The 26,020-nt window shown below is 52.5% G+C and carries 26 protein-coding genes; 22 read left to right on the forward strand and 4 right to left on the reverse strand.

Annotated elements, in window-relative coordinates; all coding sequences use genetic code 11:
• Nucleotides 1–3: 3 nt before the first annotated feature.
• The 4 genes from IT971_RS14920 (at nt 4) to IT971_RS14935 (ending at nt 4,530) form a co-directional block, all read left to right on the forward strand.
• Complete coding sequence (locus IT971_RS14920) at nt 4–948, forward strand: ABC transporter substrate-binding protein (protein ID WP_051682230.1); 945 nt, start codon at nt 4–6, stop codon at nt 946–948.
• Entirely contained in the window at nt 945–2,951 is a 2,007-nt protein-coding gene (fhuB, locus tag IT971_RS14925; RefSeq protein ID WP_051682231.1) for a Fe(3+)-hydroxamate ABC transporter permease FhuB, read from the forward strand. The genes IT971_RS14920 and fhuB overlap by 4 nt, the downstream gene beginning before the upstream one ends.
• Nucleotides 2,834–3,733: a siderophore-iron reductase FhuF gene (gene fhuF, locus IT971_RS14930; RefSeq protein WP_146216718.1), complete on the forward strand. Its 900-nt coding sequence runs from the start codon at nt 2,834–2,836 to the stop codon at nt 3,731–3,733. The genes fhuB and fhuF overlap by 118 nt, the downstream gene beginning before the upstream one ends.
• A gap of 158 nt (nt 3,734–3,891) precedes the next feature.
• Nucleotides 3,892–4,530: a sigma-70 family RNA polymerase sigma factor gene (locus IT971_RS14935; RefSeq protein ID WP_139190036.1), complete on the forward strand. Its 639-nt coding sequence runs from the start codon at nt 3,892–3,894 to the stop codon at nt 4,528–4,530.
• A gap of 74 nt (nt 4,531–4,604) precedes the next feature.
• On the opposite strand, the gene IT971_RS14940 is transcribed toward IT971_RS14935, so the two are convergent.
• Together IT971_RS14940 and IT971_RS14945 are read right to left on the reverse strand one after the other, a co-directional pair.
• Nucleotides 4,605–5,915, reverse strand: a complete 1,311-nt coding sequence (locus IT971_RS14940) for a lysine N(6)-hydroxylase/L-ornithine N(5)-oxygenase family protein (protein WP_037989781.1) — start codon at nt 5,913–5,915, stop codon at nt 4,605–4,607.
• Between the two features lie 13 nt (nt 5,916–5,928).
• Nucleotides 5,929–8,538 (reverse strand): amino acid adenylation domain-containing protein, encoded by a 2,610-nt coding sequence (locus IT971_RS14945; RefSeq protein WP_063093466.1) that lies wholly within the window; start codon nt 8,536–8,538, stop codon nt 5,929–5,931.
• A gap of 306 nt (nt 8,539–8,844) precedes the next feature.
• On the opposite strand from IT971_RS14945, the gene IT971_RS14950 reads away from it, so the two are divergent.
• The 3 genes from IT971_RS14950 to IT971_RS14960 are packed head-to-tail and all read left to right on the forward strand — an operon-like array spanning nt 8,845 to nt 12,478.
• Entirely contained in the window at nt 8,845–9,927 is a 1,083-nt protein-coding gene (locus IT971_RS14950) for a GNAT family N-acetyltransferase (RefSeq protein ID WP_063093465.1), read from the forward strand.
• The gene (locus IT971_RS14955) at nt 9,927–11,285 is read left to right on the forward strand and encodes an MATE family efflux transporter (RefSeq protein ID WP_063093464.1); all 1,359 of its coding nucleotides are present in this window, start codon (nt 9,927–9,929) and stop codon (nt 11,283–11,285) included. The genes IT971_RS14950 and IT971_RS14955 overlap by 1 nt, the downstream gene beginning before the upstream one ends.
• Complete coding sequence (locus IT971_RS14960) at nt 11,282–12,478, forward strand: aminotransferase class I/II-fold pyridoxal phosphate-dependent enzyme (protein WP_063093463.1); 1,197 nt, start codon at nt 11,282–11,284, stop codon at nt 12,476–12,478. Before IT971_RS14955 ends, IT971_RS14960 begins: the two co-directional genes overlap by 4 nt.
• Nucleotides 12,479–12,555: 77 nt before the next feature.
• On the opposite strand, the gene IT971_RS14965 is transcribed toward IT971_RS14960, so the two are convergent.
• Nucleotides 12,556–13,722, reverse strand: coding sequence for a DUF418 domain-containing protein (locus IT971_RS14965; protein WP_063093462.1), 1,167 nt, complete (start codon nt 13,720–13,722; stop codon nt 12,556–12,558).
• Nucleotides 13,723–14,182: 460 nt separating this feature from the next.
• On the opposite strand from IT971_RS14965, the gene IT971_RS14970 reads away from it, so the two are divergent.
• From IT971_RS14970 to IT971_RS15010, 9 genes are all read left to right on the forward strand, one after another.
• On the forward strand, nt 14,183–14,557 hold the full coding sequence (locus IT971_RS14970) for a hypothetical protein (RefSeq protein WP_065702078.1): 375 nt from the start codon (nt 14,183–14,185) through the stop codon (nt 14,555–14,557).
• A gap of 170 nt (nt 14,558–14,727) precedes the next feature.
• Entirely contained in the window at nt 14,728–15,057 is a 330-nt protein-coding gene (locus IT971_RS14975) for a hypothetical protein (protein WP_065702079.1), read from the forward strand.
• A complete protein-coding gene (locus IT971_RS14980; RefSeq protein ID WP_065702080.1) occupies nt 15,057–15,746 on the forward strand; it encodes a hypothetical protein in 690 nt (229 codons plus the stop codon). The genes IT971_RS14975 and IT971_RS14980 overlap by 1 nt, the downstream gene beginning before the upstream one ends.
• Nucleotides 15,743–15,976: a helix-turn-helix transcriptional regulator gene (locus IT971_RS14985; protein ID WP_065702081.1), complete on the forward strand. Its 234-nt coding sequence runs from the start codon at nt 15,743–15,745 to the stop codon at nt 15,974–15,976. Before IT971_RS14980 ends, IT971_RS14985 begins: the two co-directional genes overlap by 4 nt.
• Nucleotides 15,963–16,709, forward strand: a complete 747-nt coding sequence (locus IT971_RS14990; RefSeq protein ID WP_065702082.1) for a conjugal transfer protein TraL — start codon at nt 15,963–15,965, stop codon at nt 16,707–16,709. Before IT971_RS14985 ends, IT971_RS14990 begins: the two co-directional genes overlap by 14 nt.
• Nucleotides 16,709–17,146 (forward strand): hypothetical protein, encoded by a 438-nt coding sequence (locus tag IT971_RS14995; protein ID WP_063114503.1) that lies wholly within the window; start codon nt 16,709–16,711, stop codon nt 17,144–17,146. The genes IT971_RS14990 and IT971_RS14995 overlap by 1 nt, the downstream gene beginning before the upstream one ends.
• Before the next feature lie 30 nt (nt 17,147–17,176).
• Complete coding sequence (locus IT971_RS15000) at nt 17,177–17,521, forward strand: hypothetical protein (protein ID WP_063114504.1); 345 nt, start codon at nt 17,177–17,179, stop codon at nt 17,519–17,521.
• Nucleotides 17,522–17,878: 357 nt separating this feature from the next.
• Nucleotides 17,879–20,230 carry a VirB4 family type IV secretion system protein gene (locus tag IT971_RS15005; protein WP_223305181.1) on the forward strand — a complete coding sequence of 784 codons (2,352 nt, stop codon included), beginning with the start codon at nt 17,879–17,881 and terminating at the stop codon, nt 20,228–20,230.
• Nucleotides 20,212–21,141, forward strand: a complete 930-nt coding sequence (locus tag IT971_RS15010; RefSeq protein WP_071239501.1) for a hypothetical protein — start codon at nt 20,212–20,214, stop codon at nt 21,139–21,141. Before IT971_RS15005 ends, IT971_RS15010 begins: the two co-directional genes overlap by 19 nt.
• A gap of 32 nt (nt 21,142–21,173) precedes the next feature.
• Here the strand turns inward: IT971_RS15010 and IT971_RS15015 are convergent, their stop codons facing one another.
• Nucleotides 21,174–21,947: a hypothetical protein gene (locus IT971_RS15015; RefSeq protein WP_065702088.1), complete on the reverse strand. Its 774-nt coding sequence runs from the start codon at nt 21,945–21,947 to the stop codon at nt 21,174–21,176.
• 1 nt (nt 21,948) lies between these two features.
• Here IT971_RS15015 and IT971_RS15020 point away from each other — a divergent pair, with 1 nt between their 5' ends.
• From IT971_RS15020 to IT971_RS15045, 6 genes are all read left to right on the forward strand, one after another.
• Nucleotides 21,949–23,193: a hypothetical protein gene (locus tag IT971_RS15020; protein ID WP_065702089.1), complete on the forward strand. Its 1,245-nt coding sequence runs from the start codon at nt 21,949–21,951 to the stop codon at nt 23,191–23,193.
• Nucleotides 23,186–23,503 (forward strand): hypothetical protein, encoded by a 318-nt coding sequence (locus IT971_RS15025; protein ID WP_063096161.1) that lies wholly within the window; start codon nt 23,186–23,188, stop codon nt 23,501–23,503. The genes IT971_RS15020 and IT971_RS15025 overlap by 8 nt, the downstream gene beginning before the upstream one ends.
• Nucleotides 23,500–23,892, forward strand: coding sequence for a hypothetical protein (locus tag IT971_RS15030; RefSeq protein WP_065702090.1), 393 nt, complete (start codon nt 23,500–23,502; stop codon nt 23,890–23,892). The genes IT971_RS15025 and IT971_RS15030 overlap by 4 nt, the downstream gene beginning before the upstream one ends.
• Nucleotides 23,889–24,062 carry a lipoprotein gene (locus tag IT971_RS15035; protein WP_156488006.1) on the forward strand — a complete coding sequence of 58 codons (174 nt, stop codon included), beginning with the start codon at nt 23,889–23,891 and terminating at the stop codon, nt 24,060–24,062. The genes IT971_RS15030 and IT971_RS15035 overlap by 4 nt, the downstream gene beginning before the upstream one ends.
• 194 nt (nt 24,063–24,256) lie before the next feature.
• The gene (locus IT971_RS15040; RefSeq protein ID WP_158526693.1) at nt 24,257–24,835 is read left to right on the forward strand and encodes a type IV secretion system protein; all 579 of its coding nucleotides are present in this window, start codon (nt 24,257–24,259) and stop codon (nt 24,833–24,835) included.
• Nucleotides 24,836–25,023: 188 nt separating this feature from the next.
• Nucleotides 25,024–26,019, forward strand: a complete 996-nt coding sequence (locus IT971_RS15045; RefSeq protein WP_230729529.1) for a TrbG/VirB9 family P-type conjugative transfer protein — start codon at nt 25,024–25,026, stop codon at nt 26,017–26,019.
• Nucleotide 26,020: the final 1 nt, after the last annotated feature.

The raw sequence follows: 26,020 nt of genomic DNA on the forward strand, positions 1-26,020 counted from the left end.
TCAATGCATAAACCAATCCATTTATATTCACGCCGATCATTCCTGCGCCTTGTCACGCAGGCATCGATTATATCAGGATGCGGTTACGCTTTATCCGGCCTGATGGCAGAAACCACATCGGCGGCAGTTCCCAAACGCATCGTGATCGCAGACGGCGCAATCAGCGAAACGGCACTGGCGATGGGGATTGTTCCGTTAGCGATGGCCGATATTCCGGGTTATCGGGCATGGGTGCAGGAACCGGCTGTTCCAGATAGGGTCATTAACCTTGGCGCACGTTTCCAGCCAAGCCTTGAACGTCTGGCACAGCTTAAACCTGATCTGATCCTGACCAGCAGCTTCTATGCAAACCAATATGCCAGCCTACGTGATCTGGCACCGATTGAAAAAATCGACATTTACAGCAGCAGCAAAACCCCGTTTTCAAATGCGGTTACCGCAGCACGCAAAATTGGCGACGTCACCGGTCACCCGAACGCCGCCGATAGACTGGTTGCTGATACAGCTGCGCGAATTGAACATGCTGCCCGACAACTTTCAACTCCAAAAGCCCGTTCGGTTTTGATTACCAGCATGCTGTCCCCCAGACACATGCGTGTATTTGGCCAAAACAGTCTGATGCAGGATGTTATTGCGCAACTCCCCATCCAGAATGCCTGGACTGGCCCAACCAATCATTGGGGGTTTGCGACCGTTTCGATTGATCAGGTCGCGCAATATACCGATGCCGCAATGATTGCCATCGAACCGGTGCCTGACAATGTTGACCGGGCAATTGATCACAGTCCCATTCTTTCCGAACTTCCACCGATCAAACGCTACGGGCTGATCAGGATGCCCCCGATTGCAACATTTGGTGGCCTGTTTGCCGCCGGTCGTTTTGCCGACCTGCTGGCAAAGTCGCTTACCCAAGCCACGCCGGAGAATGCCGAGGCGACATCATCATGACAACAACATTGCGTAACCACCCCGCATATCTGGGCACCATACCGACGACGATTTTCATTGCAGCTTTGCTGCTAAGCGCCCTTTCACTGTATATCGAAACGGGAAGCCTGAACCCTGCAATAGTTTTCGATCTTGCATCTGCGTCGGGTACACAATCCTTGTTGCTAACCCATGGCTGGGTGCCAAGGTTTTTGATCTCCTTTGTCGCCGGTGCAGGTTTGGCGACGGCCGGTGCACTGTTTCAGCACACCCTCAAAAACCCGTTAGCGTCACCGTCCACACTTGGCCTTGCTGGTGGGGCAAAACTGTTTCTGACACTGGCAACACTGTATGTTCCCGGCGCACTTGTCATTGGCCACGATATGATTGCCCTGCTGGGTGCTTTAGTGGTCGGTATGTTGGTTTTTGCCTTGGCCCGACGTAGCGGTTTCTCGCCGTTGGTGGTGATCCTGACGGGTATGATCATTGGGCTTTATTGCGGGGCTGTGACCACCGCCCTTGCAATCATTCATCATGAATGGCTCAAAAGCCTGTTTATCTGGGGCAGCGGTGATCTTACTCAGGATGGCTGGTACATTTTGAATCCGCTGACCATCAAAGTCGCGATCGGGATGGTCGTTGCAATTATGCTGGCCCGCCCGCTTGAGATGCTGAACCTGAATGATCATCAGGCAACGGCCCTTGGTGCATCACCGGCCCGACTGCGTATGCTGTGCCTCCTGATCGGCTGCTGGCTGACGGCAGTTACCGTTGCCGCAGTTGGTATTGTCGGTTTTGTTGGCTTGGCTGGTCCCGCAATCACACGCATGATCGGTATAAGACGCCTGCGCCACAAACTGATCGCATCTGCACTGTTTGGAGCTCTACTGCTTTGTGCCGCCGACCAAGGAGTACAGGTCCTTTCGGGTCATCTCGGAACTCTTGTTCCTGCAGGGGCCTTGACCGGTGTTTTCGGCGGGCCATTACTAATTATTCTCATAAGGCAACTACGTGCCAATTCCCCACCATCACGCAGCACAACAGCAATCCCGACGAAGGATAGGAGCCTTCGGCAAAGCAGAATGATCCTTAGAACTTGTGTCCTGCTGGCCATTGCGGGTGCGATATTCATAGGACGTGACGTAAATGGGTTCTGGCAACTTCAATGGACAAATGATCTGCAAACTGTCTGGCCATGGCGTGGCCCGCGCATTTTGGGGGCAATCGCGGCTGGAACAATGCTGGCAATTGCCGGAACCGTCTTGCAGCGCATGACAGCAAACCCGATGGCCAGCCCCGAAAGTCTCGGTGTTAGTGCCGGGGCGGCAATTGGCATGATCGCCATCATCTTTGCGATTGACGCACCATCTGTGTGGCTTCTGATTTCCGGGGCCGCAATTGGCGCATTCGTGACACTGGTTGCGATTTTTGTCCTGACGCGGAAATCGGGATATGCACCGGAGCGCATTCTTATTGCCGGAATTGCAATCGGAGCATTATTTGATGGTTTCATTGCATTCCTGATGGCAGGTGGCGACCCACGTGCCGCACGCCTTCTGGCCTGGAGTTCGGGGTCCACTTACGGGCTGGGCTTCGACCGTGCCACTATTCTTGCAATCGTTGCTGTTACCGCCCTGCCAATCCTGCCTGCGCTTGCACGCTGGCTTAATCTATTTCCGCTAGGCCCCATCACCACAAAGTCGATGGGTGTGGACCTGTCGGTGTCACGTGGCAGCATGTTGCTGTTCGCTGCCATTCTGACGGCCGCGGCAACATTGCTGGTAGGGCCGCTCAGCTTTGCCGGCTTGATTGCCCCACATCTTGCGCGATTAGCCGGGTTCCGCCACGCGCTTTCACATAGTATCGGAGCTGCTTTTATCGGTGCCGCCCTGATGGTGAGTGCCGATTGGCTTGGACGGATGTTGTTCTTTCCGTGGGAAATACCTGCTGGCCTGATGGCTGCGATCATTGCCGGACCGGTTCTGGTTTGGCTTCTTATGCGTATCGGACAAACCTCATCATGATGTCAGCACCACACAATCAATCGAACCTGCCGCCGCGGCAGCCCTCCATCAACGGGACAGAAAGCAAACTGCTTTCGGAAATCAAGGCTCAGGTTTTTCAGGGCCCCTATCAGGGGCTCGGCGAACGTCATCACGTTACTGCCGACGCCAAGGCCGGTATTGACTGTTTTGACTTGCATGATCCCGAATGCCTTTCCCCGCTGCTGGATCACTATTGCAAGATGAAATATCCCAATGATGATCGTCGTGCCGCGGTTTCGATGTGGTCACAGTGGTATTTCGGGCTTCTTCTATCGCCTATGCTGGTCATGGGTGCCTGGGGGGAAGTAGTACTGCCGTTTCAGGCTGGCTTTGTCAGCATGAAGTCAGATGACGTCAATTGCCCGGTGGGGTTTGATTTAACCGACAGGCACGTTCGCCAAACGGTCACCGATCCTGTGGCACCTTGTTCATGGGCACATTTTGATGATCTGATCTCCATGCATCTCACCCCTCTGATCATGTCGCTTTCAACCTCATCAAAGGTTTCCCCCAAAGTATTCTGGTCAAATGTTGGCGTGTTAATTGCCTATGTCGAAAAACACGTTCTCAAGGACAGCCGTATCTCGCTTGTACCGCTGATCAGTGATGCAAAACGCCCCGACGATATGCGCAACCCTCTGGCAAATCCATACAGCACCAAACAATCAGAAGATGGCAGTCTTTCCAGGCGTGTCTGTTGCCTGCGGTATTTGCTCACCAGTGTCAAAATATGCCCCACCTGCCCGCTCGCAAAACTCTAGAAATTCCACAAGCCCCTTGCATAACTGCGTTCACTTTCCGGACACGCAGTTTTCCTTACTGAAAGCGATCAGAAATCCCGTCTCATGAATCATGAGGCGGGTTTGGAGCACCATCAGGCCCTGCTCAAAAAACAAAAGATGTATCGACCTCACGGAGAGTGCAAAGCCACGTCCCAAATTTGCAAGTGACTATTAATTTCACTTGCGAGCAAACCAATGGAGACTATTGGAAAATGCACCTATCAAACCGACTTGAGCCGAAATCCTTTGAGCACAAACAGAGACACGAACTGCTGATCAAAACCCGGGACATTGAAGGAAAGCTGCGTCGCATTGCCCAATCCATCGTCAAATGCCCACATCTTGCAGATGATATTGTTCAGGACACATATGCCAAACTTCTAACTATACAGATTGACGAGGAAGTCTCCACGCCAAGTGCATTTATCACCCGCATTGTACGCAACATGGCCATTGACAAGGTGCGGCAGATGACATTTGAACGCAGCCTGTTTTCAGGCAGTGACCAAACCGAGTTCTGCCCGGCAGGTACTGCCAATTGTCCGGAAGCACGACTAAGCGGATGTCAGGCCCTGCGCGTCATTGAACACACCTTGCAGGAACTGCCGCCCCATGTTCGCAATGCTTTTTATCGCCACCGTGTCGATGGGTATGCGCAAAACGTCATTGCCAGAGATATCGGCGTTTCAAAGGCATCTGTCTGCGCCTATATTCACCTGGCCGATCAAAGTTGTCGCAAGGCCCTGCAAAATGCCGAACTGGTGCGTCCCGCCTGATTGGTAAGGAGGGATCGGCAGCCGGGATAAAAACTATTTATCCCGGCCGCTTGCCGATCAATTATCACACCATACTATCCCCACGCCTGAACCACAGCGCCATCTGCCACATGCGTCCCATCTGCAACCCAATCGACAATTGGCCGGTTTTGATCGAGATCGAACACATTCTGCCCCATCAGTGCATTGACGATCTTCGCACTGCGCCATGCCATCAGGCTGAGCTGTGGTTCAAAGATTCCCAGATCAATACGCCCGGCATTTTGAACGAAGATGCTACGATCAGCCGGGCCATCCCAACAGGCACGAAAATCCGCATCAAGCCGGTAGGCACCAGACACACCTTCTTCAAGACGTGGGCGCAATGGTGCCATGAATTCCGGCAAGGCCGTTTCATACCCTGTTGCAAGGATCAATGCATCGACATGGAAGAATTCAACATCCTGATTTAGGCCGTTGCGCGCCGCTATCCTGAAATCTTCCCCATCATGCTGAACCTGAAAGACCTCACGTTGCGGCAACAATCGCGCAATGACGTTACCCTCATCAAGATATCTTTGCCGATAGATCAGCTGATAGATCGACTTCAATGTCGAAAGCGAAGCCCCGTCACTTGCCAGCTTCTGGCGCGACATAAGCTCCTGCTTCCGGCTATCGTGCAATCTGGCAAAGATATCAGCATATCCGGGGGTGAAATATTCATTCACAAACGGCGTATCATCAAGTGGCTCAAAATTATCCCGCCGTGACAGCCAAAGGACTTCTTCCACATTCCCGTCATTTCCGCCAAGCAGATACTCCACAAGCTCCGCCCCGCTCTGACCACCGCCGATAACCGCGACCCGTTTGCCATGCAAATCAGGCAATCGCGATTTTGCCTGGCTTGTATGGAAACATTTCTCAACCGGCAGATGACGTGCCCAACCGGGCACAAAAGCAGGCTTTCCGATGCCAATTGCAAGATTGCGCGCCACATAGGTGCCATTGTCTGAACGCACCTGGAAGTCATTGCCGTCAAATTCGACTTCCCGCACCGCATTATTGAACAGAAGCCCGCCAAGATGATCCGCAACCCATTTCAGATACGCTGCAAACTCCCGACGCGGTACGGCTGCAAAATCGGCATTCATGAAATCAAGCATACGTTTCTGGCTGACCATGTAGGACAGAAACGACCATTTGCTTGTCGGGTTGGTAAGGGTCACAAGATCCTTCAGGAAAGATGTCTGAAGTTCAACACCGGGCAGCATCATGTCGGGATGCCAGGCAAATTCAGCCTTTTGTTCCAGAAATGCATATTTCACATCGCGAACGTCATCAAGTTGTGCCGCAAGACTAAGATTGAAAGGACCAATCCCGATCCCGACCAGATCCAGCTTATCCATCTTCTGAGTCCTTCTAATTGCCTGAAAATTCGGAGCTGACTGTCTGTTCAAACGCACGTTGCAAACGTCGTCCAAACAGTCTGTGAAATGCAGGGTCACCAATGATGGTCAAATGGTCTGTGCCAGGAATGTGTTCTGGTTGCTCGGCCCGACGTGACAGGGCCTGCCAGTCAATGAGATCAAGCTTGCGACTTACGGTATCACCTGCCAGCCAGGATGCGATTGGTGCGTCATAAGGAAGAAGTTCATGGCGCCGAAAGACAAGGGCATTATCAATCAGCACCCAAAAAGTGTGCTCCCGTGTCCCAATTCCTGGACCATCTATCGGAAGGCCAAATTCGCTTTTACCGACGAAATGGACAAACTGCGCATAGGCAAGATCATCCATCAGCGCCAAAAGGCGTTCCCATTCCTCGCGCATTGCGGTTTGTTGTAGCCAGCGGCGAATGTTGCTTTCGATCTCCTCACGCTCCCCCGGTTGGAATTTTGGTCGGGCATTCAGATCAAAATCATCATCCATGTCACAAACATCGACCATACCGATCAGACGCAGATCAATATCGCGGCCCAACATCCGGGCGGCTTCATAGGCAAGCAAGCCTCCCCACGACCAGCCAAGAAATGCACAGGATCGTCCTTTGGCCTCGCGATGCACGATCTCGGCATAGCGTGCGCTAATGTTTGATACAGAAACGTCAAGTTCCTGACTGTCTGAAAGCGAATGGCACATGAACCCCACAGCCGATTGATCCGCACCAAGGCTTTTAACCAGTTTCATATATTCACGCGTGCTGACCAGAAGCCCGGGGAAACAATAAAGAACGGGCTGCTCTGACCTGCCTTTCTGCAAATGCACGATGTCAGCACCCGGTTTGCATTCCGGTTCAAAAAGCGCAGTCAAAAAGGTTCGGACTGTCGGGAAATTGAAAAGATCGGTGATTTCAGCATTTCTATCCGGGAACTGTTCACGAATCTTTCCCAGCACCCGAAGAGCGGTGATCGAGTTTCCCCCGATTTCAAAAAAATTATCGCTAACGCCAATGTCATCAAGTCCCAGTGCCGATTTCCAGATCGCAAGCACAGCGATCTCATCATCATTTGCAGGAAGCGTTATCGTACCTTCCCGACGTGGCAGAGGAAGCTGTGCCTTGTCGACCTTGTGATTGGCATTGAGCGGAAGCATCGTCATCTCAATGATGTAACCAGGCACCATTGAGCTTGGTAAAAGCTGCTGCAAGCGCGCACGAACTGAGCGGGTATCAACCGACGCACCCGATCGCGGAACCACATAGGCAATCAGTTCAAGCCGGGATGCAACATCCGCCGCGATAACCACGCAGTTGGCAACATCATCAAACCCGCGCAGGACAGTTTCAATTTCCGCTGGTTCAATCCGATGACCACGGATTTTGACCTGATCATCGACACGTCCGGCAAACTGTATCATGCCGTCTGGCAAGAAACGCCCCAGATCACCGGTGCGATACATCCGCGCGTCATCGGCAAGCGCAAATTTGTCATAAACAAAAAGGCTGTCGGTCTTTTCCGGCAAATTGTTATAGCCGCGTGCCACACAATATCCACCAAGATGGATTTCACCGATCTCGCCATCGGCAACCGGATTGCCATCACCGTCAAGGATATAGGCCCAACGATCACCAACCGGACGTCCGATCGGGGCGGTCACCGTCTCACAAAGCTGATCCTGATTAACCCGCCATAACATTGGGGTCATCACCGTTTCGGTCGGGCCGTAACCATTGATCAGATAGCGTGAATTGATCGCACGAGCGATGCGATTGAAGGTTTCTTTTGGCATTGCCTCGCCACCAAAAGAACAAAGCGTCAGATCAAGTGTCTGTTCCTTTTCACGTAACCAACCGGCCAATTCATGAACGTAGCTTGTGGGAAACGATGCATGCGTAATACCGTGATTGCGGATCGCACCGACCGTGTCTTCGGGTGTCCAGAGAAGCTGGTCTGGCAACAGAATGCTACCCCCGGCCATCAGCGGGACAATCCATCGTTCGTGGCCACCGTCCGAAGAAAAAGGAAGAAATGGCAGTTCCCGCGATGTTTCATCCATAAGATAAAGCGGACCAGTCGCGTTCAGATGATCAACGAGAGGACCGTGATCAACCATCACGCCCTTTGGCTTTCCTGTCGAACCAGATGTGTAAATGACATAGGCCAATTGATCTGCACTCGGTGTTGCAGCTTCAAACCGGACTTCCTCTGTCCCGACATCTTCAACCAGAACGGCTTCAAGATCATGGTTGCCCAAGCTTGCCAAACTATCGCGGCTGGTTACGGCGAAACGCGCACCGCAATCAGATAGCACATGCCGGTTGCGGGTTTCGGGATGCTGTGGGTCCACCGGAACAAACGCACCACCTGACTTCCAGATCCCCAGAATAGCGGCAATCGCCATCGCTGACTTCGGCAAAACAACAACAACAACGTCACCAACCCCAACACCCCTTGCCACAAGCGCATGTGCAATCGCGTCCGAGGTTTGCTTCAAACGTTTGCGCGACCAGTCATCGTTCGTCGCCAGAATGACTGTCCGGTCCGGATCGCTTTGGCAAAAACGGTCAATGACTTCATGTGGATACCCCGTCATGGGCCAAGGGGCCTCTGCCCAGGGTAATCCATTCGCAATCAAGTGCTGGTCTGACTTGGAAAAGGGCTTTGTAGCCAAATCAAAAGAAGCGGCAGATACCGCCTGAGAACAGTTCATGGTCGTCTCCATGCTGACAAAGCAATTATTGCATTTGCAGGGGAGACGATCCGTTCGGATGTAAATTCAGTTTTTTCTGCACGCAAACGCAAAAAAGATCACTGAACTTCCTGCCCTCTCACTCGTCCGGACTAGAGCAAGATAATCGGCCCCAATGGGCTGGCACCATGGAAACAAGGAGTCCCGGACATGAATGTCATGACACAAGAAAGCCCAACACAATCCTCGATGAAAACATTTCAGATCAAACACTTCCAGCAGGTGGGCAGGCGGCATTCCGTAGTCGAAGGTGGGCACCTGCACATGTCTGGCGAAAACGAGAATCACGACTTTTATTTTACACTGACATCAAATCAGATCGTCCTTGATGATATCGCCAGTATGACTTTATGTGTTCTTGACCAATATGGTTTGGCTGCTTTGGCCGAGGCGCTTTTTGCCGTTCATCCGGCACGCTATGAAATCCGCCTTCCCAATCAACTTGATCCTGACTGGCTTAGCCAGATGGCCCGAAGTGGATTGATTACTCACACTGCAGGCGACAATACCATCTATTCAGGTGACCTATACCAACTGTCTCTTAACTGGCTGGAGCATCCTGAAAGGAATAGCTTTCCGCTACGCTACACCTCAACGAATGGCCGTCGCCATCCGGTTCGTCGACCAAGCGCGCACCAGACGCTCTATTCCCGCTACATTCCATGGATCAATAAAACGATCCGTTTTGAACGGGCTGATCCAACGCGCCACCTTGGGTATTTCCATAAATGGATGAATGACCCACGCGTAGATGTTTTCTGGGAAGAATCTGGCACGGAAGCGAAGCACCAGTCCTTCCTTGAAAACCGGCTGAATGATCCCCGGACAGAACCGCTTATCGGATTTTTTGATGATGCACCTTTCGGGTATTTCGAACTCTATTGGGCCCAGGAGGACCGGCTGGGCGAACACTACACGGCCGAGGATTTTGATCGTGGCTGGCATGTTGCAATCGGTGAGGAAGCTTTTCGCGGCAAGGAATACCTTACAGCATGGTTGCCATCACTGATGCACTATATGTTCCTTGATGATCCTCGCACCCAGCGGATCGTCGGCGAGCCCGACGCTGGTCATGATCAGCAAATCCGCAATCTTTTACGTTCAGGCTTTGCCGGTCTCAAACAGGTTCGCTTCCCGCACAAAACATCTCTTTTGGTGATGCTGCTGCGTGAACGGTTCTTTGATGACCGGCTTCATGTTCCGGACTTTGTTCGTAACGAGGATATATCCTGATGCGTAAACGCGAACTTCCGGACTTGAATGATCCTGCGATCATGCGTTTGATCCTGCGACTGGCCTTGCCTTCTGTAGCGGGGCTTTCGATCAATGCGATCAATCAGGTTGTCGATGCCTTTTTTGTCTCGCATTATGCGCTCAGTGCCATGGCTGGTGTAACACTCTCCATCCCGTGCTTCATGCTTGTCGGTGCCATTGGTCATGGATTGGGTATCACGGCCTCAACCGAAATTGGTCGCGCGCTTGGTCGTGGAAATGCAAATAATGCAACTCGTGCAGCTTCACTCGCATTGGCGCTGGCGATCATATTCGGAATTATCGTTGCCACCCTGATCTTCCTCTTTCATGTTCCGATCCTGCATATCCTTGGTGCAAGCGGTGACGCCTTTGGTGAAGCTGCAATCTATATGCGGATTCTTGGTGCCTGCGCCATCCTGGTACTTTTGCAGATCGTATGTGATTTCATTGCAATAGGCGAAGGCAACAGCCGGTTCTCCATGTACACCCTGATCGGATCGTTTGGTCTGAACATGACCCTTGATCCGATCCTGATTTTCGGGTTTGACATGGGTGTTGCCGGCGCGGCCTGGGCAACCGTTATCTCGCAGGTCGCGGCCCTTTGCGCATATATCTATTACTTCCGCATACGTCTGGGCCGTGTGCATCCAGCGGTATCGGCTCTTCGTCAACTGAAATGGCGACCTGCCCTTTATCCTTTCGCAAAGCTTGGCATACCGGCAAGCTCGACGACTATACTTGCATCCGTTTGCTTTGCCATTTTGATGCAGGCGGCAAACGTCCATGGAACCGAGGATGAACTGGCCGGACTGGCCATTTCTCTTCGCATCGTGCTGCTGGCAATCCTGCCAATCATCGGCTTTTGCCTTGGAGCACAACCTATCCTGAGTTATGCGGCCGGTGCCCATAATCAAAATCGCTTTGATGCCGTTTTCAAAGGGATCGTTCTTTATTGCACTGGTTTTTCGTTAAGCTGTGCCCTTATTGCATTTCTGTTTGGTGATCTACTGATCACGGCATTTGTTGATCGTGCAGAGCTTGTCGAATTTGGAGGGCATCTGCTTGATATTCTCGCCATCCAGATCGCCTGCATCGGGATTTACCAACCAATGGTGTCGCGGTTTCAGGCCGCCAACAATGCCCGGCACGCCGCGATGGTAAGCATGGCCCCACAAGGTTACATCCAGATCCCGCTCGCCATCCTTTTACCAATGGCCGTCGGGTTTGATGGAATTGTGATGGCACCGGCACTTGCCGCTGTGCTGACGACCCTGCTTGCGGGTTTCCTTACCTTTTCGGGGATCAGATCACTTCCCATCAAGGAGCTTTCATCATGAATGAACTGCCCTCAAAACCATTGAGTATACATCAGGGAGAAACACGGCATTTGGGTGCGCATGACCCAAATTATGAACGACATTTCCGTGCTGTTTCTCAACCGATTTATCAAACATCCCTTTTCGCATTCCGTGATTTTGACGACATGGCAAATGCCTATGCCGGGAATCCGGGGGGACCGATCTATGCCCGTGGCGACAACCCGACTGTCATGGCGTTCGAGCGCGAAATCGCCCGGCTGGAGAATACCGAAGCCTCCCGGGCGTTTGCCAGTGGGATGGGTGCTATCAGCGCAACGGTCATGGCTCTTGTTGCGCCAGGTGATCGAATTGTGACTGTCCATAATGTCTATTCGGATGCCTATCGCCTGTTTGAAACGATTCTCAGGCCAATGGGGGTCGAGATTGACTATGTCGATGGCAAAGATACCGATGCCGTTATTGCCGCTATTACGGATGCAAGGTTACTGTTTCTGGAAAGCCCGACATCGCTGACCTTCGAGTTACAGGACCTTGAAAAACTCGCCACTGCTGCGAAGTCAAACGATGTCATTACGGTCATTGATAATTCTTGGGCGACACCTGTTTTTCAAAAACCTGCGGATCACGGCATTGACCTTGTCATTCATGCCGCATCAAAATTCCTGTCAGGGCATAGCGATACCGTGGCAGGCGTTGTTACAGGGCGTCAATCATTGATCGACCGTATCAATGCATCGACCTTCCCCTATCTTGGTGGAAAGCTTGGCCCGTTTGAAGCATGGCTTCTTCTGCGTGGGCTTGATACCCTCGAATTGCGCATGCAAAGGCACGCCCTGAACGGAGAATATCTGGCCAGAAATCTTGCCGTGCATCCACAGGTTTCATCCGTGCTTTATTCCGGTTTCAGTGACCACCCCGGAAGTAAAACCCTGCACGGTCATTCCAGCCTGTTTTCGATCATTCTTGATGACGCCGTTGATATCCGGGCTTTTAGCAACGCACTTCGAATATTTCGCCTGGGTGTCAGTTGGGGCGGCCCTGAAAGCCTTGTCGTGCCTGCGGCTGCGGTACTTGATCAGAAATACGATGTCAGCGCGTTCCGTCACTTCAAACTCAACCCCCAACTTGTCCGCATCTATGGCGGGCTTGAGAACCCCGAACACCTGCTTGCCGACCTCAAACAGGCAATTGCCGTCGGTCTGAAACGGTAGACGCGGGCTTTCCGGAACGACCAAAAGCAAAGGGCGCCCAGACGGCGCCCTTTTCGTTCTTTGCCAAACAGACAGAACTAACTGCTGCTCACCGAAACCTCAATCCGTCGCGATCCGGGTCGAGTCAACAACGTCAATATCCATTCAAGCGGGCCGCGCGATGCCCCCCTGAACCAGACTTGTGCAAATACAACCCATCCCAGATACATCACCAATGAAATCCACAAACAGTCGACCAAACTGACCTGATTGTGCAATCCGGCACCATATCCAAAAAATACAAACCCCATGATCAACGACATGCCAAGGTAGATGGTCAGTGACATGCGTCCTGCTGGCGCAATAAATGATGTCAAACCGTTACATGATCTCGACATGAAGCCCCACATCGCTACTGACACCAGAACAAGAGACAGCGGCACAGCGAACAACGGACGCAAAATCAGGGCCATCATAAAGAAGCGTTCTGGCTCTGCTGATGCTGGCAAGGCGGCCAACACGCCATAAACCACGCTACCCAGAATTGCCGGAATGACCGCAAACGATGCAATCAATCGCAACCTGCCAATCAGAACATCAAATCCAAGTGCATCACAATATCGCGCGGCGGCCAACCCGCCGCACATCGCTGCCGCCACCAACAGGTAATTGCTCCAAAGACAGTAAAGCTGGAACCCGCTCCAGCTATCGAGCCGGATGGCCATGACATCAACAAAACTCCCCGACGCCAGCACTTCGGAAACCGGTATGTCCGGCGCAACATAAGGTACAGGGTTTACCGTCATGTTTACACCAAACAAGGCATTGCCAATAACAGCCCAAGCCCATAGTCCGATGGCATAGGTCAGAAGAGAACGTACCGAATGATTGCGCACAAAGACCAACAACAGGCCAATGACCGCATAGGGTAAAAGAATATCTGCTTCAAACAGCAGCGTCAGGTTCACCACGCCAAACAATGCCAAGACCACGAGACGTCGAATGTAGAATGACAGACCGTAACGCTGAAACTGTTGAAAGGCAGCAAAACCAAACAGCGCAGAAAAGATCAGGATAAACTTGCTTTCAAACAGCCCCTGAATCACACCAGCAGCGATGACATTCGCCCAAAGTGGCGTTGCATCCTGCCATACCCCACCGGCAAAGCCATACGTAATGGCAAAAAATGGCAGATTGACCACGAGTATCCCAAACAGGGCAAACGCACGAAGTGCATCAATTGAAGGTTCGCGTTGCTTGAACATTTATCTTTCCTTTGATGATAACGCGTTAAAGGAAAGACGTTTGGGATATCGGTAAGTTCAGGCTAAAGACGGTCGCTATATCTCAAAGCGAGAGCGCATCTCTATCTTTTCGATCAATTTCGTTACGTGAACAGTAGAATTACCGATCAATATAGCCCCCAATTGAGACAACCATTCCTACAGAAAATAAAATTCGCAACTCGTAAACCGTAACCTATGAAACAAAACACCCCGCTCGACTTTCACCGAGCAGGGTGTTTTGATCTAGAGCACTGCTATATCTCGCACAGGAGCGAGTTATAACAGAAGTGGTTGCGGGGACAATCGCCGATGTTCGATTCACTTCCACGGGATTTGCAGATTTTAGCTCAATAGAGCGATTAGATCGCTAACCCGTGATAGATTGGGATCATATCTTTCTCTTCCTTGTCAAGTCGTTAATGACCTGATGGGGTAGTAGATGGTCGCCACTTGGGGACAGGCAAAAATCGAGTTCATCGCCCTATGCGATGAGATTTTCGATGAGCATCTGAAAGGTAAATCCAGAAACCGGATTTACCTCGATCTGCGTTCAGCAGGTCGCATCACCATGTCCCAGCGATCCTTCTATTCCTGGTTCGACACCCTTTCGTCCAGCACGTCTCCCGAACCTCCCCTCATCAATGCCAGCAACGCAGTCAGGCAATTGCCTGCTCATACGGCTGTGGCTGTTTTGCAAAGTGCTCCCCCTGTCTCGGGCAAGGCCTCCGATACATCCGCCATTGAAGGCCGGGTTGAGACAGGGCGCATGCAAATTTGGGACGACGATCCACAACCGAATGAGGCCGAGCAATGACCAGAATGGTTACCTCCTGCGGCAACGATCCGCCTTCCCGTCAAGTCAATCACCTCCGTGCTTCGGGTGCGGTCTGGTGAGCCATAAACGCCCCAACGCCTCCGCCCGTTACCCGGTTTGAAGACCGGGTCGGGCCTAAGGCGTCAAGGACAGAAATTTAGGGGAAGTCAATGAAACGCCTAGTCGTAGCAGGATTGTTCGCAGTCATATTGGGGAGCCCATCTGCGTTTGCAGGGTGGCTGGTATATGATGTTGAAAAATGGCCGTCTGGTCGCAACGGATTGATGTTTGAGCCCAATCCGCAATTGCCTGCCGGTCTGATCACGTGCCGCGTCATCACGGTTCAGCGAAAGAAGCCGCTTGTCCTGCAATCTGACGAACTCACGTTGGATCCTCGCACTGACAGCCTAGTCTGCGACTATGCGGAAACGACGGGAAAGAAAGTTCAATCTTCACCAGCCTTTGAAGATGACCAAGAGTCAGGGGCGGGTGCAAATTGATGACCTCTCAAAGCAGTGCGAATGCCGAACACCGGATAGCTGTCGACATTGTCGATCCTGCCCTGATATCGGCGATTTCTCAATTTCACCAGTTCAACATCACCAAACGAACGCTTCACCGCCTTGCCGAGAGCGCAAGAGATATCGGTCTGCAATTCGTTATCGGTGGCGAAACGCTTGATCTTAATGAAGAACAGCGTGACGCTCTGGCACGTTCACTGGCTTACCTTCATGTATCGCTGAATTACCCATTCTGCCCGGATGAATGGGAGAAGATAGCAGACGACCGAATTCGTGATGGGTGGGCTCTTGGGCTGCTGCTTCAGCTTCTTGAGGAACTTGCACAAGCGAATGTTCATTTGGCAGCTTTCGCGTCAGGCAAGATTGAACAACCTTGGCCGCATGAGAACCCCGAACACTCCGGTGCAGAAATAAGCGCCCCGAGATTGCCTGCTGGCGAAACTGGCTGGCCGCCCTTCCTTACACGTTTTATCGGCTGTGTTCTTGGAAGTTTTATTGGTGTGCTTCTCGCCCAGTGGTTGGTCGAAAGTGTGCTTGTTGAAACGCCTCCCCAGATATCGTTTCCGGCATACGGAGAGATTGAAGAGTTCGATCTCCCCGATCTCCCGTTACCAATTGATCAGTTCGAAAGACTGGTAGAGCCGGTTCGGCCGATGGAGGTCGAATGAACTGGCAAGCCGATTATCTCGCTTTCCATCGTCGTATCCATGAACAGCGCAAAGCGCTTGGCATGTCTCAGATCAAGACCGCCAGCCTGATTGGTGTGTCTGAAAGAACCTATCGCAATTTCGAAAACGGTACCGGGGAACTTGAAGGTGCGAAGCTTTTCAAACTCGCCAGTTCGCTCGGTATCAAAATCATCATTTCAGACGGAGTTATCGCTGATGGCGTTGATTAACATCACTCTTCAGGGCAAGGGTGGCGTCGGCAAGTCCTTCATCAACAGCCTGTTGATGCAGTATTACGCCAAGCGCCAGATTGAGGCTCAGGGTTTCGATACTGACCCGGTCAATCAGACGCTTGCCGGTTATAAAGCCTTTCCGGTGAAAGCTGTAAAGCTTGGCGATCGGGACGACGAAATCAACCCGCGCTATTTCGATTATTTGATCGAAGACATCGTAGCACTTCCCGAAAACGCTGCCGCCAATATCGATAATGGTGCCAGCACATTCCTGCCGCTTCTATCCTACCTTCTGGAATCACAGGTTCTTTCAATGTTGCGTGAAGCCGGTCACGAAGTCCGGCTGCATTGTGTGCTGGTGGGCGGGCAAGCACTGGATGACACGTTACGGGGACTGGCGGAGGTGCTGGTTCACCTTCCTGACGTTGCCGTAGTCGTCTGGATCAATGAATTCGTCTACGGCCGGGTGGAAAGAAACCGCCCGGGTATGGAGCCCGAAGGCTTCGAACAAACGGCCCTCTTTAAGAAAAACAAGGACCGTTACCACAGTCTAGTCCGGCTTCCCGAACTCCGCCAATCCACCTACGGCTTTGACATCAAACAGATGACACAGGCGCGGTTGTCTTTCGAGGAAGCTATTGCGTCTCCTGACTTCAAGATCATGCAAAAGCAGCGCCTCAGAACAACGTGGGGCACCCTCTTCAACATCATGGAAGAGGCGATGCTCTGATGTCTGCTCTCGACGATATGCCGCCGCTTCCAAATAGCATCGAGACAATCGATGAACTTCGCACATTTCTGTGGAAGCAGCATGGGGTCACGGTCGGAGAAGACGATCCGATCCTGCTGGTTTTCACAATGCTGCGTGTCGGGCTTGATCAGCAAGAGCGGTATAACGAACGGGAACGTCGAGCTCTGGCCGAAGCAGTACAAGCCGCTGCCGACACCTTCACGCGCGATGTCGATATTTCGATCAAGACCTTCAAAAATGAGGCAATTGGCGATGTCGTTCGCGAGCGTGTTGAAGCCATGAACGAGGCCGCCCGTCAGGCGGATCGCGCTACGGGCAAGTTCAGGAAAAACCTTCTGTACCTATCGATAATCACTGCCGTGAACCTGATTGCCGTCGTTTTCAACGTCGGTCTGCTTTTTGCGGCCGCTCGCTAATTGACGAATTCAAATACAGACGAGGATCTAATGAAAATCAAATCATTCATCGGAGCTGTCACCAGCAATGTTCTGCTCTCCATCATGCTTGCAGAACAGGCTCTCGCCCAAGGCGTCGATCTTGGTGGTGAGGGTGGCGCAGGTGGCTCCGACAAGAAGTGGTACAGCTGGATCGTCGACGGGCTGAACCTGATTTCAGAAGGTGTCGGGGCGATTGTCGCTGTAATGCTCGGCTTGGGCCTAATGTTTTGGGGCGGCTGGGGGGCACTCACAGGTCAAATGGACCCCAAACAAGCATTTATCCGCGTGATTGGCGGAATTATCGCAGTCGCCGGCCCTTTGATGGCCGACGGTCTTCTATCATTCATCGAATAGTCGCGAGGTAGCAATGAAAGCCGCAAGCCTCGTCCAGACCCACATTCAGCACGAAATGACCATCGCAGGCCTTCCTTTAAGGTTGCTCTTCGTCTCGGCCACGTTTGGAGTTTCAGCACTTGTAATACCCTTGATCGCCCGATCTCTGGTGCTTGCAATCCCATGTGGAGCAATCGGGATCGTTGGCAGCTGGCTTATTCTCGTTCGTCGTTATCGTAACGATCCATTCTTTGACAAGCAGCTTCTTCTTGCCCCGCGATACTGGGTCAAACGCAAAGGGAAACTCTCTATCCTGTCTGCCGGAGGTCAGTCAGAATGATTTGGCCCGAGGTAATCTCCACCGGAATGATATCTTTGATGGGTGCTGGTCTTGCCGTACCGGCTGCCCGCAAACTGATGCTCGGCGACCTGCAGCAAGACTGGTTACAGGATGAGCTTGAACTCGATTGCATCGATCAGATTGACGATGTGACCATCCGGAACAAGGACGGTTCCGTTTCGCGGGTATGGCACATCGAAGGCACCAGCTACGACGCTCGGATTGATGTCGAGCAGAACACGATGATGCATGGTCGTTCTGATCTGATTATGGAGCTCGGCAAAACCGGTGTTGCTATCCGCTTCATTGGCGTCAAACGCCAGCGCCAAATTAGCAATCAGGCAACATGGCCCAACGCTGTTTTAGACGAGATCGGAACAGCTGAGGCCGAACGGTTCAAGGCCAGTTATTTTATCGACTGGTACCTGATGCTCTCTGCTTCGGAAATGCGCCCGCTTAGTGAAGCCGAAGAAAAGATAGATGCATTGCTCGCCCCCTATCGTCCTTCGGTTCTGCGCAAAGCCGAAACTAATGACGAAGCCTGCCCGCTGACCGGTTTCCTGAACGGTCTGGTCTGCGGGGAATACCGGCACGACCTGCCGTCTGCCAGCCGCAATATATCGGGAGGTTTACCCGCCTCCGATATCTCGTTTGACAAAATTAGCGGCACAATAACGACGAATGTTCCGCAGCAAAAATTCCAGAAGATCATCACGGTCACCCATTGGCCCGAACAGATCTCTGCCCGGTTCATGGGAGAAATCCTGACCTTGGAGGGTGACATTGAAATCAGTCAGGTCTGCGAGCCCTGGGGACGCGATCAGGCCACAATGTTTTTCAAGCGTCGGCAAAAATCTGAAGAAAGCACGTGGTTCGGTAACCCGGCGGCAGCGAAGGAAACAGACGCCCTTCTCAAGTATCTCGCGTCGGGCAATGTCGGACTGTTTGCCTCGCAATTCTGTATTATTGCACGCGCCGAAACGGCAGAAGCGCTCGATCTTCTGATCCAACAAATTGCCGTCATTCTCGGTGATCAGCGTATCGGTTATTCCATCCAGACAGCCGGTGCGCCTGCCTGCTGGTTCTTCCGCCTGCCCAAACCGGGTAAGGGTGGCTTGCTGCCCCCGGGCGGGCGGATGATGGCAAGTCTTGATCTTCGCGATCAGAATATTGCAGCGATATGGGCCTTCCCGCATTCCGCAACCGGTATGCTGGAAAGCCCGCTTGGCCCTGCCCCCGTTCGCTGGTTTGCCACCCCTAGCGGCCAAACCTATGCATTCCAGTTCCATGTCGTGAACAAGCCGCTCACGCTCGGCAACTTTCTGGTTTTTGCTCCGGCCGGCAGTGGCAAATCCACTCTGATGATGCATCTGCTTGGCGGGCTGGCAAAGTTCCCGAATGTCCGTTCCTACCTGTTCGATTCACAGGAAGGTTCTAGATATATGATTGAGGCAATGGGTGGGCTTTATCAGGCCTATGACGGCCTTGCTCTGAACCCGCTGGATGTCGGCGAAGACACCCCCGGAAACAGGGAACGTATAAGGCTTATTCTCAAGTCGATTGCAGGTATCGATCTCGACAAGGAAGACATCCGAGATCTTGATCATGCCGTTGAATTGACCTTTGAGCTTGAGCCGCCTGAACGAACGATCAATGCCATCTACCCTTACGCATTCGCCCGTCGTTCGGCCCTACGCGAAGCTTTTGCCCAATGGGTTGTTGACGACAAGGGCAACAAGGGCCTTCGCAGTCATATTTTCAACGCTCCTCGGGACAGCCTCGGTGGTGTTCTGAACCAGTCCCACATGGTCGGCCTCAACATGAACGAGGCTTTGGCCGATCCGTCCCTTGGCGGGCCGGTTGTGGCGCACATTTCCCAAGCGATTGCAAAGTCGGTTGCCGGCCGGGATGACGGGTTTGTGATGACCATCGAGGAAGCGGCCAGACTGCGCCAAAACCTCGGCTTCAGAAACCTAAGTGAGGTGATGTGGCGTGAATACCGTAAGCTTGGCGGTATTTGCGGCATGATCTTCCAGGACCCGGCAGCCCTCACAAAGTCCGAGGGTTACGAAGCAATTATTGAAAACACGGCCGTTTTCATCTTCTTCCCGAATTCGAAGGTCACGGAAGAAAGCTTGCGTCCCTTCAACTTGAACGCCGAGCAAATGCTCTTTGTTCAGGGTCGCACACGTAGCCGCAGGAAAAATGACAGGCGTGTCCTGATTATCAAACGCGACGAGACCACGGGATACGAGGAAAGCGTCATCGCAGATGTGGATCTGACGCCACTCGGCAAGTCCCGCCGATTTTACAAGAGCGGCCCACAGGCCAATGCCGAGCTTGCGGCTCTCAAACAGAAATGGGGGGATGCATGGCCAAGCCACCTTTAACCCGCTCCCACCTTCAGTCTCTGGTCGTTGCTGTAACCTTGATATTTGTGCCATCCGTGGCACTTGCGACATATCCGGTTTTCGACGCGACGTCCTTTGCCAAGCTCACCGAACAGTTCAACAGCCTGCAGAAGCAGCTTGATCAGTTAATGGAGCAAACGGAGATCCTGGGCAAGCTGTCGCGAACGGCTCAGGACCAGGTAAATGCGATCGGCAAGATGGGGCGTGTCACCATGCCGATTGTCAACCTTGCCCGACTTGCCCAACAGATTTCCAAAGATGCCAGGTGCCTCCTTCCGGATCTGAGTGGCCTGATGCCCGGCTTGAGCCTCGACGAGCTTGATTGGGAGAGCATTTGCGCCCGTCGTGCCTTTTATCGCGAAGCCCTTTGGTTCGATCCCAACGACCCGGATAGCTGGACTTTCGATGAAGGGAACGGCCCTGAAGACTGGTCTGTACCCGATGGCGGAAGTTGGGGCGGCAGTGGTCCGGCAGACTGGAAAAATCCCGATGCTTCACCTGAAGCAAACAGGGCCTATATCCGTGCCCGCGATACTGCGCGCGAACAGGTTATCCAGCGCCAGAACGCGGTTGTCTTTGAAGCCATCAATACCGGATTGGCTCAATCCGATCAGGTCATTGCCCAGGTAGAGGATAACCAGAAAACCGCCGACGAACTGGAAGCTCAGGCCGAAGCTGCAGAAGACGTAAACGAGCGCATTGCGACGATGAACAAGATCTTGCTGCATCAAAGTCGCCAGCAGACCGCCATCCAGCAGCAAAACGCACAGCTTCTGCGCATTCAGGCGGCCATGCTGATGAAATTCATGCCACAGCATGCGACATGGGACGAAGCGATGTCCGGTGGCGAGAATGCAGCAGGCAACGAACCGGAAGGGTCAGAAGAATGATGCCCCTTCCGATCAAAACGGGTTCACTGCATTTATTCGATGGCGGCCTTGAGTGCGTCACGGTCAGCTTCCGACAGGCTGTCACCGTGGCTTGCGAGATAATCCTCGACCACTTTGCGGCTTGTCGCACGCTGTTCCTCGGTTTGCCGTGCCGTTTTCGCTCTGGCGATCTGGTTGTTCACCAACCCTGCATCATATTTTGCAACCTCTTCCGGTGTGCGCCAGTCGGGCAGATCGTTACATTCGTCTTTGTTAATGCCTTTAGGCCCTCTCATGTGAAAGCAGTGACGATCCCAATCGTTAAACGGTTCGGAAATGTTGCTGTATTCGTATTCATAAACTCCGGCTCCGTGAGCAGGGTTTCTCTTTGCTGCTTTGTATGTGTAATGCCAAGTTTCATAGGTGCGAAGAAGATCGTGACAATATTTTACGGTCTCAAGATCACCTTTGACCAGCGCCATACCTTCTGGATCGTAGTGTTCGAGAACGTAGTCATACACAAAGTTGGCATGGCGCTTCTCCCAAGCCGTCCAAACAGCTTCTTGTCCATTGGCACGCTTTTTCAGCACCCAGGACTGGTGTCTCCCACGCTCAATCAACCAGACATTATTCCAGTACGCGAAAGCTTCATTGTTTTCGCAACGTTCCCAAGCCTTTTCCAAGGCAGGCAGAGTCTCAACTTCGGTCCAGAACCCAACAGCCCGATCATAGTCAAAAAACCGGTCAGGACCATTCGGTCTCGATCTCTCGTCAAGCGGCAGGGGACCCGCATTTGCTGCTCCTCCTCCCAAAATCAGGAGGGCCAAAATGGATAGTTGTCCGACCTGCACAATCGCCCTGACTTTCGCCCAGAACTCCGAAATGTTCGTGATCGGCTTGGCCGAAGCACTGAACCCCTCAATGCTTGTGATCTTTGCGGCTGTCACCGGTTTATGGGTTTCGATATCCGGTCTGAAAATCGTCATGGGCAAGCTCGATCTGATCAATTTCGGTCATGAGTTGTTCTTTGTGATTCTAGCAGGCGGTTTACTTGCAGGCCAGTCTGGAGTGGTAACGCAGGTTTATAAAACCGGTATCAATACCATCAGTGGTGCATCGTCTCTGGTCATGGATGCAGCTCGGAATACGGGTGGCGATAGTTCGATCCCCTTAAAGGGCGAAGGTAACAATACCTCCCTCTTTAAGCTGACTTCACCAAATGCAGCCAGCAAGGTTATCCAGACATATAAAACTGAAAACGATAAGGAAGTTGGCGACGAATATCTCGGGATTGTTCGCCTCCTGTATGCGACCGAAAACGGTTTCCTTGCTGTCATGGATATGGGCAAGGAAATCTATATGTCCTTCTCGCTGGGCAATCTGACAGGACCGCTCGCGGGGCTCTTGATCATGCTGGTCTGGCTCATTCTGATCCTTGTCTATCTCAGTCAGGTTCTGGTCACACTTTTCCGGGTGATGGTTTTGTCCGGAATGTCCCCGTTCCTATTGCTTGCCGTTGGTTTTGGCTGGGCGCGGGGCATGGTCTGGGCAAGTCTCAAAGCTCTGATGGCGGCCGGCATGGTGCTCTATGGCGCTACGATCGCGATCGGTTTTTGCCTGTTCTCGGTTTCAGTGATCGACATGTCCAAAGTCGATGGCATCACAATGGGAACCTTTTTCACTAGCGCGGGCTTTACCGCTGTGCTGGTCGGATACATGGGGATCATTTTCGTCACCGAAGCCACGGCGATCGCCAACTCAATCGCACAATCGCAATTCACCAACACTGCAGCCGCCGCGATTGTCGGCGGAACAATGGGCGCTGCATTCGGCCTTGCCAAAAAGGTCAAACCGTTTCTGCCGCCTGCAGCTCAGGCCGCAATGAAATTCACAGACAAGCTTGAGGGTGGCGCAAGCAACTGGTCCGACGCGATGCAGGCCAGCCGGAACAATCCGAACATGATGGGCGACGCCAAATCATCTTTCTTCGGTGATTTGCGCAATGTTTCGTCGATGGGCGACATGGGGAAATACATGGATGCCCTTCGCAGAGGAGGGGTAGACCGTGGATAAGACCGACCTTTTCGCCTTGGCATCGCAGCTGGCGAAATCCCTTCATTCCAGTTTGAAGCGTTTGGGCTTGATCCTGATTTATCTGGCGCTTTTGAGCCTCTTGGCGGAGCCGGAAGCGACACTGAATTTCTTCAAAGCCTTCTTCAAACTTGAAATTCGCGATCAGGCGCAACTCACGAGGCAGGCGCTTCTTCTCCTGTTCTTTGCGGCCTGCATCTGGACCGGCATTCGATTTCTTCTTGCGATCCTGCCCGGGAAATCCGGCGTCGCCTCATCCCCTGACAAAACCAACGACATAGGTGCCAAATGATGAATTTGGATAAGAAAGCTCTGCTCAAAAATGTGCGTCATTCCATCCTCCCCGAAATCGCGCATTGTCTGGGTTTTATTTTGAGGATGGGTACCTCCTATCTGGTATTTATCTGTTTCTTCATCGGTGGCGGTTTTCTGTTTTTGATCTGTTTCACACCGAATGAAGCTATCTCCGCCTTCGAGATTTTGGCAGCAGCCACGCCAGAGGCCTTACAGAGTGGAGCTCTCAAGTTTGCGCCCATTCTGACCGGTTTATGGGTCATGTATACTGGCACATTTGCCGCCATCTTTGGCAGATTTCCTTTTTCAGCTAAAGCCTCGAAGCACCCCGAAAAAATAGCTGTAGCTCGATCTGCTTTCCCCTCTATCGAAGGAGAAAGCAAATGAAACGTCTGATCATTGTTTTTTCCGCTGTCGTTCTCCTCACCGGCTGTGCTGTCACCGGCAAAGAAGTCGAGATGCCCAAAGAGGGCACCGGCACCGATGAAATGAAAAAAAGCCCCTGCGTTTGCGAACCGATCCCTTTCAACAGCGGAGGCTTTGAATGGGTTGGTTAGGCAAGCTGCTTGAGAATATACGCGACAGAAGGGCCGCATATCTCGAACAGAAAAACAACCAGGTAGCCGACAAGAAAGCGGGCCAGATCATTCCTGCCACCAATGGCCGGCACGGAATGGCCGTCGCTTCCGATCCGTTTTCATTTCAGGCAGCGCACAGGCGGCTTGCCTGGATGCTTCGGATGTCGGCCGGCATGAATATCGCGCAGCTGGCATCGATCGTCGTTCTGGTGAGCGTTATCGCCGAAATGGTCCCTCTTAAGGAAAAGGTACCGTTCTGGATCATTCCGGCGAACGAAGACGTTGTTCGCTTCCAGATCAAGCCGGTTGTCGAAGACGTCAATGCCTTTGACGTGGAGCTGGAAGGCAAGGCACGGCGGTATGTCAAAGCCCGCCTTGAGATCGATCCGGTTACACAGAAAGAGCGCATGCAGGAAATCTCCCGCATGACAGAGCGTTCCGAATGGCAAAATTTCCATGATGAATGGATCAAAAGCGGGAAAATCGCCGATGCCATCAAAGACGGGCTTGATCGGGAAATCATCATCGAAAGCTCAAACAAGGTCGCAAGCCTGACAGGCGATTACAAGTTTGCGATCGACTTCACGCGCATTGACCGACGAGACGGCCGCCAGATCGGCGAGCCAGTTCATTTGCGGGCATACCTCTCGATGGTCACAAGCCCCAAAACCGTCACGCTCGAAAACAAGTACATCAATCCTTTCGGGGTCACTGTCACGGACATGATTTTGCGAACCAGGGGGAGTTCATGATGAACGTATCCACCCGTCGCAAACCCGATTTTTCAGGCAACTCAGAAGCATTAAGGGGATGTTCCATGAGGCTCCCGAAAGCCCTCCGTATCACCATTCATGTCATCGGTACCCTGCTCTTTCTCGGGTATGTCGTTCTGTTTGTCATTCATTCGGCCAGTGCGCAAACGCCATCCGGTCGGCCGCCAATGCCAAATCAGGCACCTTTCTCTGAGAGTAACGTCGGCACGACGACAGCAGGCAGCAATAACGTTTCTCAAACAGGCCAGCGTGCGATGCCGGTCCCGCAATCAATCGTGGATCAGGCTCGGGATCAGGCTGAAGGCAATTTCGGTCCTTTGATCCGGCCGCGCACATCAGGGCAAGTTCAGGAAGCATGGGATTATGCCGAAGATGGCGATGCCGTCTATGTGACGGATCTGTGCGAGGACTGCACCTATAAGGTTCGCACCCGCGAATATGTCGTCACTATCCTTGAATTGCCGCGTGGCGAGAAAATCGACCGCACCGATATCGGCGATAAAGTGAGCTGGTCCATCGAGCGCCGGGGTGACAGAAGGCTTGCCGTCAGACCCGCAAGCTATGGATATGACACGTCGCTTGTCGTCTATGGACAATCCGGCCGGGTTTATCCGTTCTATCTCCGTGCCGAAGGCGTGAACTCCCACAACATTCCCGATCTTGTCGTCAGGATCGCCGGATCGGTGCAAATCGACACACCGCTCGAAGTGCCGATGGGAAACGACACAGATACCGAAAAAGTACCAAATAAGTATGGTAAAAATACTGCTTCAGTTCCGAAGATGGATCTGCCCGCTTCGTCTCAGGTCGAAGATGCCATTGATGGGCTCGTCAACACCAACCCGGGAACGCCTGAAGGCGACTTTGTTGCCGAAGCCAAGTTCAATCCAGACAATCTTCGCGGATGGGGGCAATACAATCTCTGGGGCGATGAGGAACTGGAACCGGTTACGGTCTTCAGAGACGATGAATTCACTTACATCAAGTTCGGCGACAAGTGGAAGGATCTGGAACTACCGACGGCCTATGTGGTGGTCGATGAATTTGACGAACTGGTCAACACACGTGTCCAGGGCCAGACCTTCATCGTTGAAAGCACACAGAAACTGATCACGCTCAAGAGCGGGTTCAAATTCATGTGCATTGAATATATGGGGGCATAAA

This window comes from Thalassospira sp. B30-1 (assembly GCF_015767575.1).
In the GTDB taxonomy this organism is placed as follows: Bacteria; Pseudomonadota; Alphaproteobacteria; order Rhodospirillales; family Thalassospiraceae; genus Thalassospira; species Thalassospira xiamenensis.

Excerpts from the sequence above, each read along its gene's own strand:
- IT971_RS14920 (WP_051682230.1), top strand. The coding sequence starts at position 4 with ATGCATAAACCAATCCATTTATATTCACGCCGATCATTCCTGCGCCTT.
- fhuB (WP_051682231.1), top strand. The coding sequence starts at position 945 with ATGACAACAACATTGCGTAACCACCCCGCATATCTGGGCACCATACCG.
- IT971_RS14940 (WP_037989781.1), bottom strand. The coding sequence starts at position 5,915 with ATGGATAAGCTGGATCTGGTCGGGATCGGGATTGGTCCTTTCAATCTT.
- IT971_RS14945 (WP_063093466.1), bottom strand. The coding sequence starts at position 8,538 with ATGACGGGGTATCCACATGAAGTCATTGACCGTTTTTGCCAAAGCGAT.
- IT971_RS14950 (WP_063093465.1), top strand. The coding sequence starts at position 8,845 with ATGAATGTCATGACACAAGAAAGCCCAACACAATCCTCGATGAAAACA.
- IT971_RS14955 (WP_063093464.1), top strand. The coding sequence starts at position 9,927 with ATGCGTAAACGCGAACTTCCGGACTTGAATGATCCTGCGATCATGCGT.
- IT971_RS14960 (WP_063093463.1), top strand. The coding sequence starts at position 11,282 with ATGAATGAACTGCCCTCAAAACCATTGAGTATACATCAGGGAGAAACA.
- IT971_RS14965 (WP_063093462.1), bottom strand. The coding sequence starts at position 13,722 with ATGTTCAAGCAACGCGAACCTTCAATTGATGCACTTCGTGCGTTTGCC.
- IT971_RS14970 (WP_065702078.1), top strand. The coding sequence starts at position 14,183 with ATGGTCGCCACTTGGGGACAGGCAAAAATCGAGTTCATCGCCCTATGC.
- IT971_RS14975 (WP_065702079.1), top strand. The coding sequence starts at position 14,728 with ATGAAACGCCTAGTCGTAGCAGGATTGTTCGCAGTCATATTGGGGAGC.
- IT971_RS14980 (WP_065702080.1), top strand. The coding sequence starts at position 15,057 with ATGACCTCTCAAAGCAGTGCGAATGCCGAACACCGGATAGCTGTCGAC.
- IT971_RS14985 (WP_065702081.1), top strand. The coding sequence starts at position 15,743 with ATGAACTGGCAAGCCGATTATCTCGCTTTCCATCGTCGTATCCATGAA.
- IT971_RS14990 (WP_065702082.1), top strand. The coding sequence starts at position 15,963 with ATGGCGTTGATTAACATCACTCTTCAGGGCAAGGGTGGCGTCGGCAAG.
- IT971_RS14995 (WP_063114503.1), top strand. The coding sequence starts at position 16,709 with ATGTCTGCTCTCGACGATATGCCGCCGCTTCCAAATAGCATCGAGACA.
- IT971_RS15000 (WP_063114504.1), top strand. The coding sequence starts at position 17,177 with ATGAAAATCAAATCATTCATCGGAGCTGTCACCAGCAATGTTCTGCTC.
- IT971_RS15005 (WP_223305181.1), top strand. The coding sequence starts at position 17,879 with ATGGGTGCTGGTCTTGCCGTACCGGCTGCCCGCAAACTGATGCTCGGC.
- IT971_RS15010 (WP_071239501.1), top strand. The coding sequence starts at position 20,212 with ATGGCCAAGCCACCTTTAACCCGCTCCCACCTTCAGTCTCTGGTCGTT.
- IT971_RS15020 (WP_065702089.1), top strand. The coding sequence starts at position 21,949 with ATGGATAGTTGTCCGACCTGCACAATCGCCCTGACTTTCGCCCAGAAC.
- IT971_RS15030 (WP_065702090.1), top strand. The coding sequence starts at position 23,500 with ATGATGAATTTGGATAAGAAAGCTCTGCTCAAAAATGTGCGTCATTCC.
- IT971_RS15035 (WP_156488006.1), top strand. The coding sequence starts at position 23,889 with ATGAAACGTCTGATCATTGTTTTTTCCGCTGTCGTTCTCCTCACCGGC.
- IT971_RS15040 (WP_158526693.1), top strand. The coding sequence starts at position 24,257 with ATGAATATCGCGCAGCTGGCATCGATCGTCGTTCTGGTGAGCGTTATC.
- IT971_RS15045 (WP_230729529.1), top strand. The coding sequence starts at position 25,024 with ATGCCAAATCAGGCACCTTTCTCTGAGAGTAACGTCGGCACGACGACA.